We start from the raw sequence: 14,167 nt of genomic DNA, 5'->3' as shown, positions 1-14,167 counted from the left end.
ATACTTTAGGGGTAGCCCTACGGGAAAATAGCTCGATGCCAAGCTTAATCTTAATAAAAAGCACCTAATCTTACTCAAGATTAGGTGCTTTTTATTTTGGTTTCGCAACAAAACCCAAGAATTGAATGGCAGCGCTTAGCGCTGCCATTCAATTCTTGGGTTTTGTTGTGTTCTAAGACAAGTGAGACTGTAGCTATAATATAGAGCTATTGGATGAATGTGAACTTACCACTATTGCCGTCAGCTTCCATTTTAATTTGTGCCACAAAGAATTGTTTTTGCTGAATTTCACCTTCTGGAGTGAAGGATATTTCACCGAGAGGCGTGACATATTTACCCGCTAGCAATGTGTCATTTAGCTGTGTGCGAAGTTGGGGCAATGCTAATGTATTTAGCTTAGTGGTTTTATCGAGAGTACGTAATGCTTCGACGAATACCTGTACTCCTGTGAACGCTTGCGCAGTAAATTGTGGCGGTTCTTTTTTATTTTGCTCAGTATAAATCTGACGGAACGCAGTATTTATTTCATTTTTCAATTCAGGACTATAGGCTTGGGCAATGATAATGCCGTCGCAGAGTGCTTTACATACTGGTAGGATATTGGACGTATTTAATCCATTCCCTCCGATGATTAAACCTTTATAACCTAGTTCGCGCAACTGTTTGACAAGGTTTCCACCATCAGCAGATAAGCCTGAAATGATAATTAAATCAGGCTTGATGTTAATGGTGTTTGTCACTTGAGATTGAAAATCGGTATCCGTAGTTTGGAAGGTTTGGACAGTTGCAAGGTCTAGCCCTTTTTGTTTAACGGTCTCTTGGAAAGTGCCTGTTTCTGACTTACTAAAAGCATCATTTTGAGCGTAGAAAACTGCTACTTTCTTGATTTGAGGATTGATTTTGAGGGCAGCCTCGATCGCATTGGGAGCAACTACAGCTACAGGAGCTGACACTCGTGAAATATATTTACCAATTTGAGGAATTCCCTTTGCGGTATTCGATGGAGCGATTACGGGTACACCTGCACGTTCAGCAATCGGATCAGCACTAAATGCTTGCTGTGAGAGTGTTGGACCAACGATGCCAACAACTTTATCTTGGGAAATTAGTGTATTAAAGGCGTTAATTGTGCCCTGTTCATCACCTGCGGTATCTTGAAAAACTAAACGAATCGGAGTGCCATTGATGCCACCTTGTTTATTGAAATAGGTTTCAGCAATTTTTGCACCTGTGACTTGTTCTTGTCCTAGTAATGAAACGTTACTGGTTTGAGCAACTGCAATACCAATGGGAATTGATGTTTGATTACCGCTAGGGCTATTGGTGGTAGTTGTAGTGACTGGAGTATTGCTAGTTGGTGTACAAGCTACTGCAAGTAAGCAAGACATCAGAGTTGCGATCGCAAACCCACAAAGCTGTTTTGCTATTTTGTTCATTAAGTTAGAATTCTCAAATGTTTTTTATCAAATTAGTCTATAACTTTTACTGCGGTTTTCCCATGGGATTAGGCGATCTGAAAACTGCAATAACGAATCATTCTGTAGCCATTAGGGCAGATGGACCTGTAGCCTCTGTCATAGCTTGCAATAGTCTCTAAATATCAAAACAGGAGTGAGTGATAATGAAACTGTTGACAATTCCGCTGGTGGTGTTGGGGCTATTTTCACTGGACTTTAATTCCAACTCAACCAAAGTACTAGCTAAGGATTTTCCAGATTCAGCGATCGCACTCCAAGACAAATATTCGGCTCTGAGTAACTCAACTATTATTGATCTCAAAGAACTTAGCTCGAATCCCAAAAAATATAACTTTTTTACATTTAGACCTAACTTAGAGAAGCTGATTCTTTCTGGTGAGGCTGATACTCAACATATCAGTATCCTGTGGTATACCATTCCTAATGGGAGTGTGGGGTTGCATTATCATTCGATGAATGAGTCTGTCTATACGATTAGTGGTTCACAGAAAGATGCTAAAGGCGTTTATCCTACGGGTTCTCTTTATTTCAATCCGCCCGAAAGTGGTCATAAAGTCTCCGACAGTACAGGGTTCTTTCTCCTTGCCTATGCCTCACCCCCTGACTTCAAGAACATAGACAAAATCAAGCCCTATACGCCAGTTCAAATCAACACGTTAGATCCTGAATTGGAAAAAAAATATGTGTTTACTAACCCTAAAAGCGGCGTTAAGGTCTATAATATTCCACTAGATCCTAAGGGCGGTATGAGTTCTCAAATCATTAAAAGCACAGCATTAACAGGCTATGTGTATTCTGGTAATTACCTGCTCGTTCTTCAAGGGAGTTGTAATATTGACGGTAGGAGATTCATGAAGGATATGTTGGTGGTTGCGAAGACAATTAAAACAGAGTCTTACAAACTTAGTGCTACCAAAGATAGTTCTTGTTTGGTTTTGGGGCTTTCCTTCTAGTCTTTCTACGCAAGAATTAGTGGTGCGGCACAAAGCGCCACTAATTCTTGCGTTTGAGCGCAAAGATTTGCTCATCAAATAAGCTGTAATTCATGAATTTTCTCTTGTTTGACGACATATCTCTAGACGATAAAACACGGTATCCACTAAATTAAATCCTTCCCAAAAGAATAGGCTCGGCAAATGTCCTCGTGGAGCAGCGATCTCAAAGGTCAAATTCTCGTATTTGCGCCAGATTTTGGGAGAAAATTCTAGATTAAACCAACGGGGTTTGCGCCATCCGATGCGATCGCTAAACTTCTCATAGATATTCGCAAATTCCCAATAAGTATCTTCTTCATAGATCATCTTTCCACCGAGACTCTTCCAAATTTGTTTTTGAGTACTCCAGCCAAAGCGATTATTGCTAAATTCCATCCATGCTTGATCGATCGCGATCCAGATATCACAGGCTATGTTATTGATATCATCGGCTTTAAGTTCGGCTATTTTACTTTTATTGGTAAGTTCCAAAATAATCTTATTCGTAAGGCGATCGCTTTCTTGCCATTGACCTAAACTGAGTAATTCTTGCAGTTGCCGTATTTGTGGATATACCTGTGCATAGTTTTGAATGTTGGAGGGAGGAGCTACTGCACTAGCTGAAGATAGATTTACTAAAGAGTGTAAATCTTGCAATACCTTATTAGCGGAACTATAACGGTTGGAAATTGCTCTTGCTAATAGGCGATCGAGGATATTTGCTAAATGACTAGAAATAGAAGTTTGTAAATTGTCTCGCCAAATCCAGCGATCGCTCACATCGTCATACAGGTCAAAAGGCGAAATCCCTGTTAATAAATGAATGCAAGTCACACCTAAACTATACAGATCGCTTTGAGGTAAAGCTTTACCTCTGGCTTGTTCAGGAGCTATATATTCTGCACTACCGATTAATGTGCCTGTGCGATTGGCTGTATCTGTAGTAAAAGCTTTAGCTGCGCCAAAATCAACTAATACTAAATTGCTTTGAGGGGAATTGGGAATTGGTGATTGGTAATTGGTGATTGGTAATTGGGAATTAGATTTTTTCCTTTTTCCTTTTTCCTTTTTCCTTACAATATTGTCTGGCTTAATGTCGCGATGAATAACTTGGCGATCGTGGATGAATTGGAGAACGGGGAGAATATCTTCTAGTAGATGATAAATCTTGGCTTCGCTAAAGATGCCCTGACTCTGTAACTCGTTATAGAGGTTTTCGCCTTCGATGAGTTCTTGTACTAGATACAGACATCCTTCTTCTTCAAAATAGGCAATTAATTCAGGGATCTGGGGATGTGAGCCTAGTGCCTTTAGTTGAGTAGCTTCACTTTCAAAGAGCGCGATCGCTTTTTTCATTAATTCAGGTTCTCGAAACTGCGGCAGAAATTGCTTGATCGCGCAGGGTTGCCCTAGTCTTCCTAAATCCTTTGCCCGAAAAGTGCGCCCCATGCCTCCCTGTCCAATTAAGGCGATCGCTTCATATAATCCTTTAAGCTGCAAATTTTTGCCGCAATTCATGCAAAATCTCCCGCTTTCGGGATTGTTCGGCTTATGGCAACTAGGGTTGAGGCAGTAGGGCATATTTCTGACGATAGATTTACATTTGTTTGCGTTAAATGTAAAGTTTAGTTAATTAATATTAAACTTCTGTAGGAAAGTAATTAATCATGGTCGTCACACCAATTAAGAATGCATCAAACGATAATTCTAAGACCACCAACAAAACTGTTGGTCTTAATGTAAATCCTACAGGGGCAGGCGTATTTGGTTTCAGTAACTTTGCCGAAACTTGGAATGGTCGGATGGCAATGATTGGCTTAGTTGCAGGTTTTACCAATGAAGTTTTGACTGGCAAAGGAATTCTTGCTCAAGTCGGCATTACAGGCGGCATCAGTGTTTTGTTTGCTCTCTTCTTCACAGGTTTTACGGTTGCCACATTGCTTGGTTACTATGCAGTCAAAGCGACTAAGGACTCAGAATAACGATATGTGAGATGTGGCGCGAAGCACCACATCTCACAAACAAAAAAGGTTGGACGCTTTGCGTCCAACCTTTTTTGTTTGTGAATTGCTAAATTATAGGTATAATTTTGAAAACGATTATCATTTTTTAGCATCAGCATCTATGCTTGAAGTGCAAAACCTGTCGGTTAACTATCGCGAAGTCACTGCCCTATCGAACATTTCCTTTAGTATCCAATCTGGCTCATTAGTGGGACTCATTGGAGCCAATGGTGCGGGCAAAAGCACTTTGCTCAAAGCGATGCTAGATCTGATTCCTGCTCAACAAGGTCAAGTTTTTTATCACGAAAGATCACTCAAGCAACAACGCCAAAAAGTTGCCTACCTGCCACAGCGATCGCAGATTGATTGGGACTATCCTGTGACCGTGTGGAATGTGGTGATGATGTCGCGCACTATGCATAGTGGCTGGTTTGGTAGAACTAGTCGCCAGTCAAAGGAAATTGTGAGAGCAGCCTTAGAACGTGTCGAACTTGATGATTTGCGCGATCGCCCGATTAAAAATCTTTCTGGGGGACAGCAACAACGGGTATTTTTAGCGAGAGCTTTGGCACAACAGGCGGATATTTTATTACTAGATGAGCCAATGACCGCAGTTGATAAAAAAACTGAGGCGTTAATGTGGAATATCTACAGTGAACTCAGACAAGAAGGGAAGACTTTGCTAATTAGCTGTCATGAATGGGGAAATACTCTTGATCGCTATGATCAGCTACTTCTAATTAATCGCCATCTAGTCGCCAGTGGTACACCACGTCAAGTACTAACTCCTGAAAATATTCAAAGCGCCTATGGTGCATCGGTTGAGCAGATTTATCCGCGCGATCGCGCGGAAGAAGAATTATTATTTTGCTAATTCTCTAAAAAAAGAGTAGGGGCAATTCATGAATTGCCCCTACTCTAAAATAAGGGTTTCAAAGCATTTTTCCGTGAATCCTAAGAGAAGTAGGGTTTTCGCTATAAAATGGAGATGATAGACAGATCGATTCGCTTTAGACAATTTCATGCTCCAAATCACCAAACATACATCTATTGCGATCGACGAAATTAGTATTACCGCCATCCGATCGCAAGGAGCTGGTGGGCAAAACGTCAATAAAGTCTCCACAGCAATTCATCTGCGTTTTGATATTAATGCTTCTTCTCTGTCGCCACTCTATAAAGAGCGGCTGCTAAATTTAAGCGATCGGCGCATCACCAAAGACGGCATCATCATCATCAAGGCTCAGCAGCATCGTACTCAAGAACAAAATAAAGAAGATGCTCTCAAGCGACTCCAGTTATTAATTCAAAGTGTGACGATTACGCCCACTAAGCGTAAACCCACTAAGCCATCACGAAGCGCTCAAACCCGACGGATTGACGATAAAACTAAGCGTGGTGCAATCAAAGCTTTAAGGGGGAATATTACCGACTAAATGGATAAAGTTAATTGTCTAAATCATTTGCCAATCGTTGAAACTTTCCATTCTGTGCAAGGAGAAGGTGCATGGATGGGAACTAATGCTTTTTTTATTCGCTTAGCGGGTTGCGATGTCGGCTGTCCTTGGTGTGATACCAAAATCTCTTGGAATATAAAAAAACATCCTGAAATAGCGATCGCTGATCTGGTAGATGAAGCAGTAAATGCCAAACCTGCGATGGTTGTAATTACTGGCGGTGAGCCATTGATGCATGATTTGACTGATTTGACGCGAGAGCTAAAAAATCATAACTTGCGAGTACATTTAGAAACATCAGGCTCTCATCCCTTTAGTGGTTACTTTGACTGGGTAACCTTTTCACCCAAACAGTTCAAACATCCCCACGCCAGCATTTACGAGCAGGCTAGTGAATTAAAAGTAGTAGTCAAAGATGAGTCAGATTTAATCTGGGCTGAGCAGAATGCGTCGAAAGTTTCGACAAAGGTGGTGAAATACTTACAGGCTGAGTGGGAAACTGCTAGCAGTAAAGATTTAGTATTGCAGTATGTATTAAGTCATCCAAATTGGCGAGTGAGTATCCAAACTCATAAGTTATTGGGAGTAAGGTAAACAAAATGGTAGATATAGGGACTTCCCAAAAAAAAGCCGTAATTTTATTGTCTGGTGGATTGGATTCGGCGACGGTAGCCGCTCAGGCGATCGCGGATGGCTATGAAGCGATCGCCTTATCCTTTCGCTATGGTCAACGTCATGAACGCGAGTTACTAGCAGCTCGACAAGTTGCTGCTGCTTTGAATATTAATGAGCATTTTATAGTCGATGTAAATCTTGCCCAGTGGGGTGGCTCGGCTTTAACTGATGAGAATATTGCTGTACCAACGGAAGGCGTGCAATTAGGTGAAATTCCAATTACCTATGTCCCAGGACGGAATACAGTATTTATTGCGATCGCCTTATCCCTAGCTGAATCAAAGGGAGCCGAGGCTATCTATTTGGGAATTAATGCGGTGGACTATTCAGGCTATCCTGATTGTCGTCCTGATTATTTGGAAGCTTTTCAAAATTTAGCTGCGCTCTCGTCCAAAGTGGGGATAGAAGGAAATGCACCGAAATTAATTGCTCCTTTAGTCATGGATTCTAAAACTGATATTGTCCGACGCGCTAGACTTTTAGGTGTGCCAATTGAGCTTACATGGTCATGCTATCAAGGGGGAGAAGTGCCTTGTGGCGTTTGCGATTCATGTCGGATTCGAGATAAAGCAATACTTGAAGCTAATGGAATCAGCGCCACGTAAAGCTAAACTAGCGCAAAAATTAACAAGCTAACATTGCAAAATATTTACATCAGATATGCTATATTAAGAAACGCACGGCAGCTTGGCTCAGGTGGTTAGAGCGACGGTCTCATAATCCGTAGGTCCCGGGTTCAAATCCCGGAGCTGCTATATGTAAAATAAAGTATAGGCGGCGCTTAGCGCCGCCTATACTTTTATGGGCTTCATGATAGTATGTAGACAATTTACTCCCTAAGACAAAGGACAAGATTATGGGATTACTCGATCGCATTGGTATGGTGGTCAAGTCCAATGTAAATGCAATGGTTACGGCTGCGGAAGATCCAGAAAAAATTCTGGAGCAATCAATCATTGATATGCAAGAAGACTTGGTGCAATTGCGCCAAGCTGTAGCACAATCAATGGCTGCTCTTAAGCGCCAAGAGCAACAATATAATCAAAGTGCTTCTCAAGCACAAGAGTGGGAAAAACGGGCGATGCTAGCGCTCCAGAAAGGTGATGAAAACCTAGCTAGAGAAGCTTTAAGCCGTAAGAAAACTCATGCTGATTCGGCGGCAACCTTGAAGGCTGGGCTTGATCAACAGTCTGGACAAGTAGATCTGCTGAAGAAAAATCTAATTGCGATCGAAGGCAAGATCTCTGAGGCTAAAACCAAGAAAGAGATGCTTAAGGCGCGTATGCAATCGGCTAAGGCTCAAGAAAACCTTAATAATATGTTGGGCAAGGTTAATACCAACTCAGCGGCTGCAACCTTTGAGCGCATGGAAGAGCGTGTCTTGATGGCTGAAGCTAAGGCAAGTGCTAGCTCTGAGCTGGGTATGGACAACCTTGAGTCTCAGTTTGCTCAGTTGGAGTCTGGCAGTGGAGTTGATGATGAATTAGCAGCTCTCAAGGCAAAAATGATGACAGGTAGTCCTGCTCCTCAAGGTGCTTTGCCTCCGTCGGATGCAGTTAAGCCAACTGTTGGTGCGGCGATCGATGCTGAACTAGAAGCTCTACGTCGTCAAATGGGTTAATTCCGCTAAGTGGATTTTCTGCAAAGCTTTGCAGCATAAAACAAAAAAAGAAAGTCGGCAATTACTGCTGACTTTCTTTTTTTGTTTTAATTAAATTTCTAATTTGCCTCACAAGGCGATCGCTTTTTTAATTTCTGTGAAAGTAAATGGTGCAAGCAAGTAAAATAATAGAGAGTAGTTGTTCTAGGTTTATGGTTATGACCTTCACCGAGTTATTGCCGAATCTCCAAAAACTAAACCCTTCCGACAAGCTTAAGACTATTCAGTTTTTAGTGAATGAATTATCAAAAATAGAAAATTTTGCTACCAATGATCCAGAGTCTCAATCTTGGTTAGAAGCAGATTTGGTCGATGACTTGCCTGAGTATAACTGGGGAGAAGGTGGGATACCAAGTATGAAGCCTGTGGAATATGTTTCTGGTATTGGTTTAGTGGTCAAGGCAGGATAGAGATTTTGAATAGTCAGCTTCTCAAATGTGGTGATGTTGTCTTTATTGACCTGCCATTCCATAATCCGAAAGGACGTGAACAAGAAGGGAGAAGACCTGCTGTAATTATTGGTGTGCCTTTGGGGGATGTACGTTATCCTGTTGTGGTTGTGGTTCCTTTAACTACTCAGTTTGGTGGCTGGGCAAAGAAAAATCCTGCACTGTATCCAATTATTCAAGCTGGAACTGCGGGATTACCTCAGAAATCAGTTGCCTTGTGCGATCAAATAAGGGCGGTAGATATCCAGAGAGTAATTGGATATTTGGGTAGCCTAAGTTTTGATCAATATTTGCCGATTATTGGTGGGGTAAGGTATGTTTTGGATTTGTAATAATTCATAAGGCGATCGCCTCTTTAATTTCTGTGCAAGTAAAGGGCGATCGCCACAACCCACAAAAACTAAAAAGGAAAGAATCTAATGGCTATCATCAATCCAAGCAATGTCAACGAAATAGAATTTGACGAAAAAGATATAGAGGTGTTCAAAATTCTTGATGTCAAAGAACGCATTGCCACACTCCAAAAACATTTTTTCCCTCGGTTAAAGCTACTTGTAAAAGACAGCCTAGAACTTATTACAGAAATTTATGGAGTTGAGCCGTATGATGAAATGAGTGAGGTTAAGACACCAAATAATAGACCAAATGCAGTTACCAATACTGAGTATGGATTCGTTCATGTTGGTATATCTGGCAAACGTAGAAACGTCAACAAAGACCAGCCTCTTGCAATAAAAAATGCTAGTGGTAAGCCAATATATCATCATTCTGCATATCTCACTTTTGATGTCTTAGCAGAAGGATGTATCAGAGTTGTCTTTCAGCCTTTTAGGACATCAGTCGAGCCAAATTTCGTCTCTAAAGTTAGACAAGAAATGTTCTCTAATATTGAGTTGATTAATACATTTTTTACTGATTTTGAAATTCATTACAACTCAAATACTGCTGAAAATTCTGATGATTTTCACCAATTGATTAATACAAAGCGTTTCGGATTGTCAGAAGGGAAAGATATACACAGTCTCTTTTTCTGTACTAGTGCTTACTTTTTTCCTACTGATTTTGAAGATGAATTATGGAATCTTAAACTAGCATTTGTTTGTTTGTACCCATTACTAGATTTATTTATATCAATTGGAGATGGTCGAGAAACACGCCTTGCTGAAATGCTTAATAAGTTTAACGAGTGGTACAACGACAATCAAGATAATACCGAAAAAATAGATGAATTAATTGATTTGCCTGTAGAAAGCTTAGAAGAAATTACAATTGACAGAGAAAATATCGAGTCTAAATTAGACTTTAATCCAGAAAATTTAACGGATGCTAGAGAGCGCACCAACAGAGCGATCGTTCAGCGTCAGGGACAGTCAAAATTCCGCTCTGAGCTATTAAAAGCCTATGGCGGACAATGTGTAATTACTGACTGTGATGCAGAAGCAGCCCTAGAAGCAGCACATATATTTCCCTATCTTGGCACTGACACAAATCACGTTAAAAATGGTTTGCTACTTCGTGCCGATATTCATACCCTGTTTGATCTTTATCTGATTTCGATTGATCCAGATACCAGCGAAGTTGTTGTTTCATCTACTCTACTCAATACCTGTTACAAGGAGCTAAACGGCAAACCCCTAAAACCTCCCCAAGATTACGCTGCGAGTCCATCGCCGCAAGCATTAGCCCGTCACTATGAAACATTTTTACTTAAACAAAATAAGTAGCGATCGCCTTTACTGTACTTATTGAAATAGCGATTTGGCTAACCTCTCATAAACCAAGCATTTGTTTGACATCATTTAAAGCGATAAAGCGATCGCCATTTTACTTTTAGCAGCTAGCGATCACTTTGTGATGTGATTATTTGAGAGGCAATCTCTCCTTAACCATTCAAGACAGTTATGTTACTCTAGCAATACGTTATTAGTGCTGTAAAACTATGAAACTACAAATTCAAGGGATTAAATCAGGGCAAACGATTCAACTGCTAGATATAGTTAATATCCCTGATGGAGCAGTATTTCTGGAAATTGAAGCAGATAAACCTAGCGATAAAAGCGCCAGAATAGAAAGACTAAATCGTATATTTGGCACATGGCGCAACCAGCCAGATATTGATCTAATATTTACCGATATTGACACACAACGTCATCGTGACTATGGCAGAAACATTGACTCCTTCGACTTCTAACTATTCATGTATTTACTTGACACCAACATCTGCATCGCCCTCCTCAAAGGCAATCCTCAAGTTATTTCGTCCTTTAATGCCTGTGCTGATGAATGCTATATTTCCACAATTAATGTTGCCGAACTTTATAAGGGAGTTTACTGTTCACTGCGAGTAGAACAAAACCTTGCCTCACTTGAGCTTTTTCTACAAGATATGCCAATTATCAGTTTCGATCTATTAGCTGCTAAAGAATTTGGCAAAATTCAATCAGAACTTAGACAAATCGGTAAACCCACAGGTGAACTAGATGCAATGATTGCTGCCGTAGCAAGATCTCGTCATGATCAGGTAGTTACGAATAACACAAAAGATTTCATCAATATTTCTGGTTTAAGGTTGGAAAATTGGATCGTTTAGAGTTCGCCACTCTCATTAAGATTTTACTTTTTCACTGCGACTAAATTGTCTTGTTTTTCAGATATCACTTTTTCTATCTGTTTTTAAGCATCTGAACTCTCTCCAAATCACGCTTAACTTCAAAACTAAGCTCGCGATTTTTAGGATCAGTATTTAGTGCTTTATTGAGATAGATTTCCGCTTCGCGTAGCTTGCCTGCCAAAATCAATTCACTACTCCATCGATGATAAGTTACCGCTTTCCAATGGATTACCTCTGGTGAATTAGGAAATCTCTCACTCATCCCTTCCACAACTGCGATCGCTACCACGTATTTTTTCTGCTTCAGTAAATCTTGCACGCGCCGCAACATATCCAACTTGAGCTTTAGTTCTGGATCACTATTAATTGGATCGACTTGATTATTGACCTGCTTTACCTCAATTTTGATTTTGGGATGAGGCTGCGGTTTGCTGGGGGGAGTTGCTTTTGGCGGAGGGGGGGCAGACTGAGATGGAGAAGTATTTGTCGAGGCTTTTTTGGCAAACAACTCTTTAGTCAAGTCTTCCTTGTCAGAATCTTTGAGCATTTTGTAAGCTTCCTGCACCAGACGAAACTTATCCGTGGCTGTTGGATCATTTTGATTGACATCAGGGTGATACTTACGAGCAAGGCGACGATAGGCAACCTTAATATCATCCAAGGTCGCATTGCGGGGTACTCCCAAGAGTCGATAGCATTCGGATAAGTGCATGAAGTGAAATTTAATGATTTAAGAAGCCGACAACAGGACTGATTAAAAATTTATGGCTATTCAGGCTTTTTGCGAATTGAATATTTCCCTTTGGTTGTAATTGGCGATCCCTTGTTTGCTTCTACCAGCTTGATATACTTATCCAGAGCTTCCTCCTTAGTTGCATGTTCTGAAATAACATGCACTTTACGACTTCCAGATATTTCGAGGACAACTTGGTGCATAAGTAAATGGTTAGGGAATAGCCTTAAAACTTTAGAAGATAGTTTAGCAAATATAAACCTATAAAGTAAAAGGGGCGCATTGCGCCCCTTTTACTTTGCGAAAATTATTAGAAATTTAGCGCTTCGCAAATTTCTTGGTCATCTTGCGTAAACGAATTGATTCAGGAGTGACCTCAAGAATTTCATCGGAACCAATGTATTCCAAGGCACGTTCGAGGCTCATTTCGATCGGGGCTTGCAACTGCACAATGTCATCAGCACCAGCCGCACGCATGTTAGTAAGCTGCTTGCTCTTACAGACGTTCAGTTCCATATCCTGAGGACGATTATTTTCGCCAATGATCATGCCCTTATAAACCTTAGTACCAGGTTTAATGAAGAAAACACCGCGATCTTCTGCATTCTTCAAGGAGAACTCAGTTGCCACGCCTTCTTCAAAGGAGATCAGTACGCCATTCCGACGGGCGCTAATTTCGCCAGCCGCAGGACGGTAATCGAGGAAGCTATGGTTCATGATGCCAGCGCCACGGGTTGCACGCATGAAATCGCCACGGAAGCCAATCAAGCCGCGAGCAGGAACGACGAATTCTAGCTGAGAGCGTCCAGTACTAGACATTTGCATATCGATCATTTCGGCACGACGTTGACCAAGACGCTCGATACATCCACCGACAGCATCTTCAGGCACATCCAGAACTAGAGCTTCGTAGGGTTCACATTTTTGACCATTGATTTCGCGGTAAATAACTTGAGGCTGAGTTACTTGGAACTCATAGCCTTCACGACGCATCGTCTCGATCAAGATACCCAAGTGCAATTCACCGCGTCCAGCTACCGCAAAGCGATCGGGGGATTCAGGATCTTCGGTGACACGTAGCGCTACGTTGGTTTCGAGTTCGCGCAATAGGCGATCGCGTACTTGGCGAGTAGTGACTAATTTGCCTTCTTGACCAACAAAGGGTGAGTCATTAACGCAAAAGGTCATCTGCAAAGTGGGTTCGTCCACTTTGATCATTGGTAGTGCTAAAGGCTCGTTAGGACAGGTAATCGTTTCACCGATGTTGGCGGTGGCAAACCCCGAAACAGCGACAATGTTACCTGCGGATGAGGTTTGTAGCTCAACTCGTTTTAACCCATCAAATCCTAGCAGTTTGGTGATTTTGCCTTTAACAATCGAACCATCTTCAGCAATCAAAGCCGCTTGCTGACCAGAGGTAATCGTACCGTTGTGGATTTTGCCTATTACAATTCGACCGAGATATTCGGAATAATCAAGGGTGGTAACTTGCAACTGCAAAGGCTTGTCGGGATTGCCAACGGGAGGCGATACATGGTGCAAAATTGCTTCAAACAAAGGCTTCATATCTTTGCCTTCATCTTCGAGCTGTTCCTTCGCAAAGCCCCCCATGCCTGATGCAAATAGGTAGGGGAAGTCGCACTGGTCATCATCTGCACCGAGTTCGAGGAATAGATCAAGAACTTTGCTGACAGCGACGTGGGGATCGGCAAATTCGCGATCGATCTTATTAATAACGACTAAAGGTCGCAAGCCTTTTTCCAACGCTTTTTTCAACACAAAGCGAGTTTGGGGCATAGGTCCTTCATTGGCATCAACGATCAGCAAACAACCTTCGACCATGCCAAGTACGCGCTCAACTTCGCCGCCAAAGTCAGCGTGTCCTGGGGTGTCAACAATATTAATCAGCGTATCTTTATATTTAACGGCAGTATTTTTGGAAAGGATGGTAATACCGCGCTCACGCTCTAAGTCGTTGGAGTCCATCACGCATTCGACAAGGGCTTCGCCTTCGCGAAAAGCGCCTGACTGTCTGAGGAGTGCGTCAACTAAAGTGGTTTTGCCGTGATCGACGTGGGCGATGATGGCGACATTACGAATAGGGAGAGACATGGGTGATGTATCGAG

The 14,167-nt window shown here is 41.6% G+C and carries 17 protein-coding genes and 1 tRNA gene; 13 read left to right on the top strand and 5 right to left on the bottom strand.

Translation table 11 applies throughout. The features are described 5' to 3' along the window. Nucleotides 1-206: 206 nt before the first annotated feature. Nucleotides 207-1,436: an ABC transporter substrate-binding protein gene (locus H6G05_RS14405; RefSeq protein WP_190578829.1), complete on the bottom strand. Its 1,230-nt coding sequence runs from the start codon at nucleotides 1,434-1,436 to the stop codon at nucleotides 207-209. Between the two features lie 185 nt (nucleotides 1,437-1,621). Between H6G05_RS14405 and H6G05_RS14400 the strand changes: the two genes are divergently transcribed. Beyond that, nucleotides 1,622-2,431 carry a cupin domain-containing protein gene (locus tag H6G05_RS14400; RefSeq protein WP_190578828.1) on the top strand — a complete coding sequence of 270 codons (810 nt, stop codon included), beginning with the start codon at nucleotides 1,622-1,624 and terminating at the stop codon, nucleotides 2,429-2,431. Between the two features lie 90 nt (nucleotides 2,432-2,521). Here H6G05_RS14400 and H6G05_RS14395 read toward each other — a convergent pair whose 3' ends face one another. Next, nucleotides 2,522-4,033 (bottom strand): serine/threonine-protein kinase, encoded by a 1,512-nt coding sequence (locus H6G05_RS14395; RefSeq protein ID WP_322096370.1) that lies wholly within the window; start codon nucleotides 4,031-4,033, stop codon nucleotides 2,522-2,524. Nucleotides 4,034-4,119: 86 nt separating this feature from the next. Here H6G05_RS14395 and H6G05_RS25860 point away from each other — a divergent pair, with 86 nt between their 5' ends. From H6G05_RS25860 to H6G05_RS14335, 12 genes are all read left to right on the top strand, one after another. Continuing rightward, nucleotides 4,120-4,434, top strand: a complete 315-nt coding sequence (locus tag H6G05_RS25860; RefSeq protein WP_199310543.1) for a chlorophyll A-B binding protein — start codon at nucleotides 4,120-4,122, stop codon at nucleotides 4,432-4,434. 142 nt (nucleotides 4,435-4,576) lie between these two features. Continuing rightward, the gene (locus tag H6G05_RS14385; RefSeq protein WP_190578826.1) at nucleotides 4,577-5,329 is read left to right on the top strand and encodes a metal ABC transporter ATP-binding protein; all 753 of its coding nucleotides are present in this window, start codon (nucleotides 4,577-4,579) and stop codon (nucleotides 5,327-5,329) included. Nucleotides 5,330-5,477: 148 nt separating this feature from the next. Further along, nucleotides 5,478-5,891 carry an alternative ribosome rescue aminoacyl-tRNA hydrolase ArfB gene (gene arfB, locus H6G05_RS14380; RefSeq protein ID WP_190578825.1) on the top strand — a complete coding sequence of 138 codons (414 nt, stop codon included), beginning with the start codon at nucleotides 5,478-5,480 and terminating at the stop codon, nucleotides 5,889-5,891. Then, nucleotides 5,892-6,506 (top strand): 7-carboxy-7-deazaguanine synthase QueE, encoded by a 615-nt coding sequence (locus H6G05_RS14375; protein WP_190578824.1) that lies wholly within the window; start codon nucleotides 5,892-5,894, stop codon nucleotides 6,504-6,506. A 5-nt stretch (nucleotides 6,507-6,511) separates the two neighbouring features. Beyond that, nucleotides 6,512-7,192: a 7-cyano-7-deazaguanine synthase QueC gene (gene queC / locus H6G05_RS14370; RefSeq protein ID WP_190578823.1), complete on the top strand. Its 681-nt coding sequence runs from the start codon at nucleotides 6,512-6,514 to the stop codon at nucleotides 7,190-7,192. Nucleotides 7,193-7,268: 76 nt separating this feature from the next. Next, nucleotides 7,269-7,342 (top strand) — tRNA-Met (locus tag H6G05_RS14365). A 101-nt stretch (nucleotides 7,343-7,443) separates the two neighbouring features. After that, nucleotides 7,444-8,208: a PspA/IM30 family protein gene (locus H6G05_RS14360; protein ID WP_190578822.1), complete on the top strand. Its 765-nt coding sequence runs from the start codon at nucleotides 7,444-7,446 to the stop codon at nucleotides 8,206-8,208. 197 nt (nucleotides 8,209-8,405) lie between these two features. Next, nucleotides 8,406-8,657 (top strand): hypothetical protein, encoded by a 252-nt coding sequence (locus H6G05_RS14355; RefSeq protein ID WP_190578821.1) that lies wholly within the window; start codon nucleotides 8,406-8,408, stop codon nucleotides 8,655-8,657. Between the two features lie 5 nt (nucleotides 8,658-8,662). Then, on the top strand, nucleotides 8,663-9,028 hold the full coding sequence (locus tag H6G05_RS14350) for a type II toxin-antitoxin system PemK/MazF family toxin (RefSeq protein ID WP_190578820.1): 366 nt from the start codon (nucleotides 8,663-8,665) through the stop codon (nucleotides 9,026-9,028). An 87-nt stretch (nucleotides 9,029-9,115) separates the two neighbouring features. After that, entirely contained in the window at nucleotides 9,116-10,420 is a 1,305-nt protein-coding gene (locus H6G05_RS14345; RefSeq protein ID WP_190578819.1) for an HNH endonuclease, read from the top strand. Between the two features lie 215 nt (nucleotides 10,421-10,635). Continuing rightward, nucleotides 10,636-10,887 (top strand): hypothetical protein, encoded by a 252-nt coding sequence (locus H6G05_RS14340; protein WP_190578818.1) that lies wholly within the window; start codon nucleotides 10,636-10,638, stop codon nucleotides 10,885-10,887. A gap of 6 nt (nucleotides 10,888-10,893) precedes the next feature. Then, nucleotides 10,894-11,286 carry a type II toxin-antitoxin system VapC family toxin gene (locus tag H6G05_RS14335; RefSeq protein WP_190578817.1) on the top strand — a complete coding sequence of 131 codons (393 nt, stop codon included), beginning with the start codon at nucleotides 10,894-10,896 and terminating at the stop codon, nucleotides 11,284-11,286. Nucleotides 11,287-11,359: 73 nt separating this feature from the next. Here H6G05_RS14335 and H6G05_RS14330 read toward each other — a convergent pair whose 3' ends face one another. The 3 genes from H6G05_RS14330 to typA form a co-directional block, all read right to left on the bottom strand. Continuing rightward, entirely contained in the window at nucleotides 11,360-12,019 is a 660-nt protein-coding gene (locus tag H6G05_RS14330) for a J domain-containing protein (protein WP_190578816.1), read from the bottom strand. 56 nt (nucleotides 12,020-12,075) lie between these two features. Next, on the bottom strand, nucleotides 12,076-12,243 hold the full coding sequence (locus tag H6G05_RS14325; protein ID WP_176453035.1) for a hypothetical protein: 168 nt from the start codon (nucleotides 12,241-12,243) through the stop codon (nucleotides 12,076-12,078). A gap of 115 nt (nucleotides 12,244-12,358) precedes the next feature. Next, complete coding sequence (typA, locus tag H6G05_RS14320) at nucleotides 12,359-14,152, bottom strand: translational GTPase TypA (RefSeq protein ID WP_190578815.1); 1,794 nt, start codon at nucleotides 14,150-14,152, stop codon at nucleotides 12,359-12,361. Nucleotides 14,153-14,167 lie beyond the last annotated feature (15 nt).

This window comes from Phormidium tenue FACHB-1050 (assembly GCF_014696925.1).
Lineage (GTDB): Bacteria > Cyanobacteriota > Cyanobacteriia > Pseudanabaenales > Pseudanabaenaceae > Pseudanabaena.
This window is presented reverse-complemented; position numbering and strand designations above follow the sequence as displayed.

Excerpts from the sequence above, each read along its gene's own strand:
- H6G05_RS14405 (WP_190578829.1), bottom strand. The coding sequence starts at position 1,436 with ATGAACAAAATAGCAAAACAGCTTTGTGGGTTTGCGATCGCAACTCTG.
- H6G05_RS14400 (WP_190578828.1), top strand. The coding sequence starts at position 1,622 with ATGAAACTGTTGACAATTCCGCTGGTGGTGTTGGGGCTATTTTCACTG.
- H6G05_RS14395 (WP_322096370.1), bottom strand. The coding sequence starts at position 4,033 with ATGCCCTACTGCCTCAACCCTAGTTGCCATAAGCCGAACAATCCCGAA.
- H6G05_RS25860 (WP_199310543.1), top strand. The coding sequence starts at position 4,120 with ATGGTCGTCACACCAATTAAGAATGCATCAAACGATAATTCTAAGACC.
- H6G05_RS14385 (WP_190578826.1), top strand. The coding sequence starts at position 4,577 with ATGCTTGAAGTGCAAAACCTGTCGGTTAACTATCGCGAAGTCACTGCC.
- arfB (WP_190578825.1), top strand. The coding sequence starts at position 5,478 with ATGCTCCAAATCACCAAACATACATCTATTGCGATCGACGAAATTAGT.
- H6G05_RS14375 (WP_190578824.1), top strand. The coding sequence starts at position 5,892 with ATGGATAAAGTTAATTGTCTAAATCATTTGCCAATCGTTGAAACTTTC.
- queC (WP_190578823.1), top strand. The coding sequence starts at position 6,512 with ATGGTAGATATAGGGACTTCCCAAAAAAAAGCCGTAATTTTATTGTCT.
- H6G05_RS14360 (WP_190578822.1), top strand. The coding sequence starts at position 7,444 with ATGGGATTACTCGATCGCATTGGTATGGTGGTCAAGTCCAATGTAAAT.
- H6G05_RS14355 (WP_190578821.1), top strand. The coding sequence starts at position 8,406 with ATGACCTTCACCGAGTTATTGCCGAATCTCCAAAAACTAAACCCTTCC.
- H6G05_RS14345 (WP_190578819.1), top strand. The coding sequence starts at position 9,116 with ATGGCTATCATCAATCCAAGCAATGTCAACGAAATAGAATTTGACGAA.
- H6G05_RS14340 (WP_190578818.1), top strand. The coding sequence starts at position 10,636 with ATGAAACTACAAATTCAAGGGATTAAATCAGGGCAAACGATTCAACTG.
- H6G05_RS14335 (WP_190578817.1), top strand. The coding sequence starts at position 10,894 with ATGTATTTACTTGACACCAACATCTGCATCGCCCTCCTCAAAGGCAAT.
- H6G05_RS14330 (WP_190578816.1), bottom strand. The coding sequence starts at position 12,019 with ATGCACTTATCCGAATGCTATCGACTCTTGGGAGTACCCCGCAATGCG.
- H6G05_RS14325 (WP_176453035.1), bottom strand. The coding sequence starts at position 12,243 with ATGCACCAAGTTGTCCTCGAAATATCTGGAAGTCGTAAAGTGCATGTT.
- typA (WP_190578815.1), bottom strand. The coding sequence starts at position 14,152 with ATGTCTCTCCCTATTCGTAATGTCGCCATCATCGCCCACGTCGATCAC.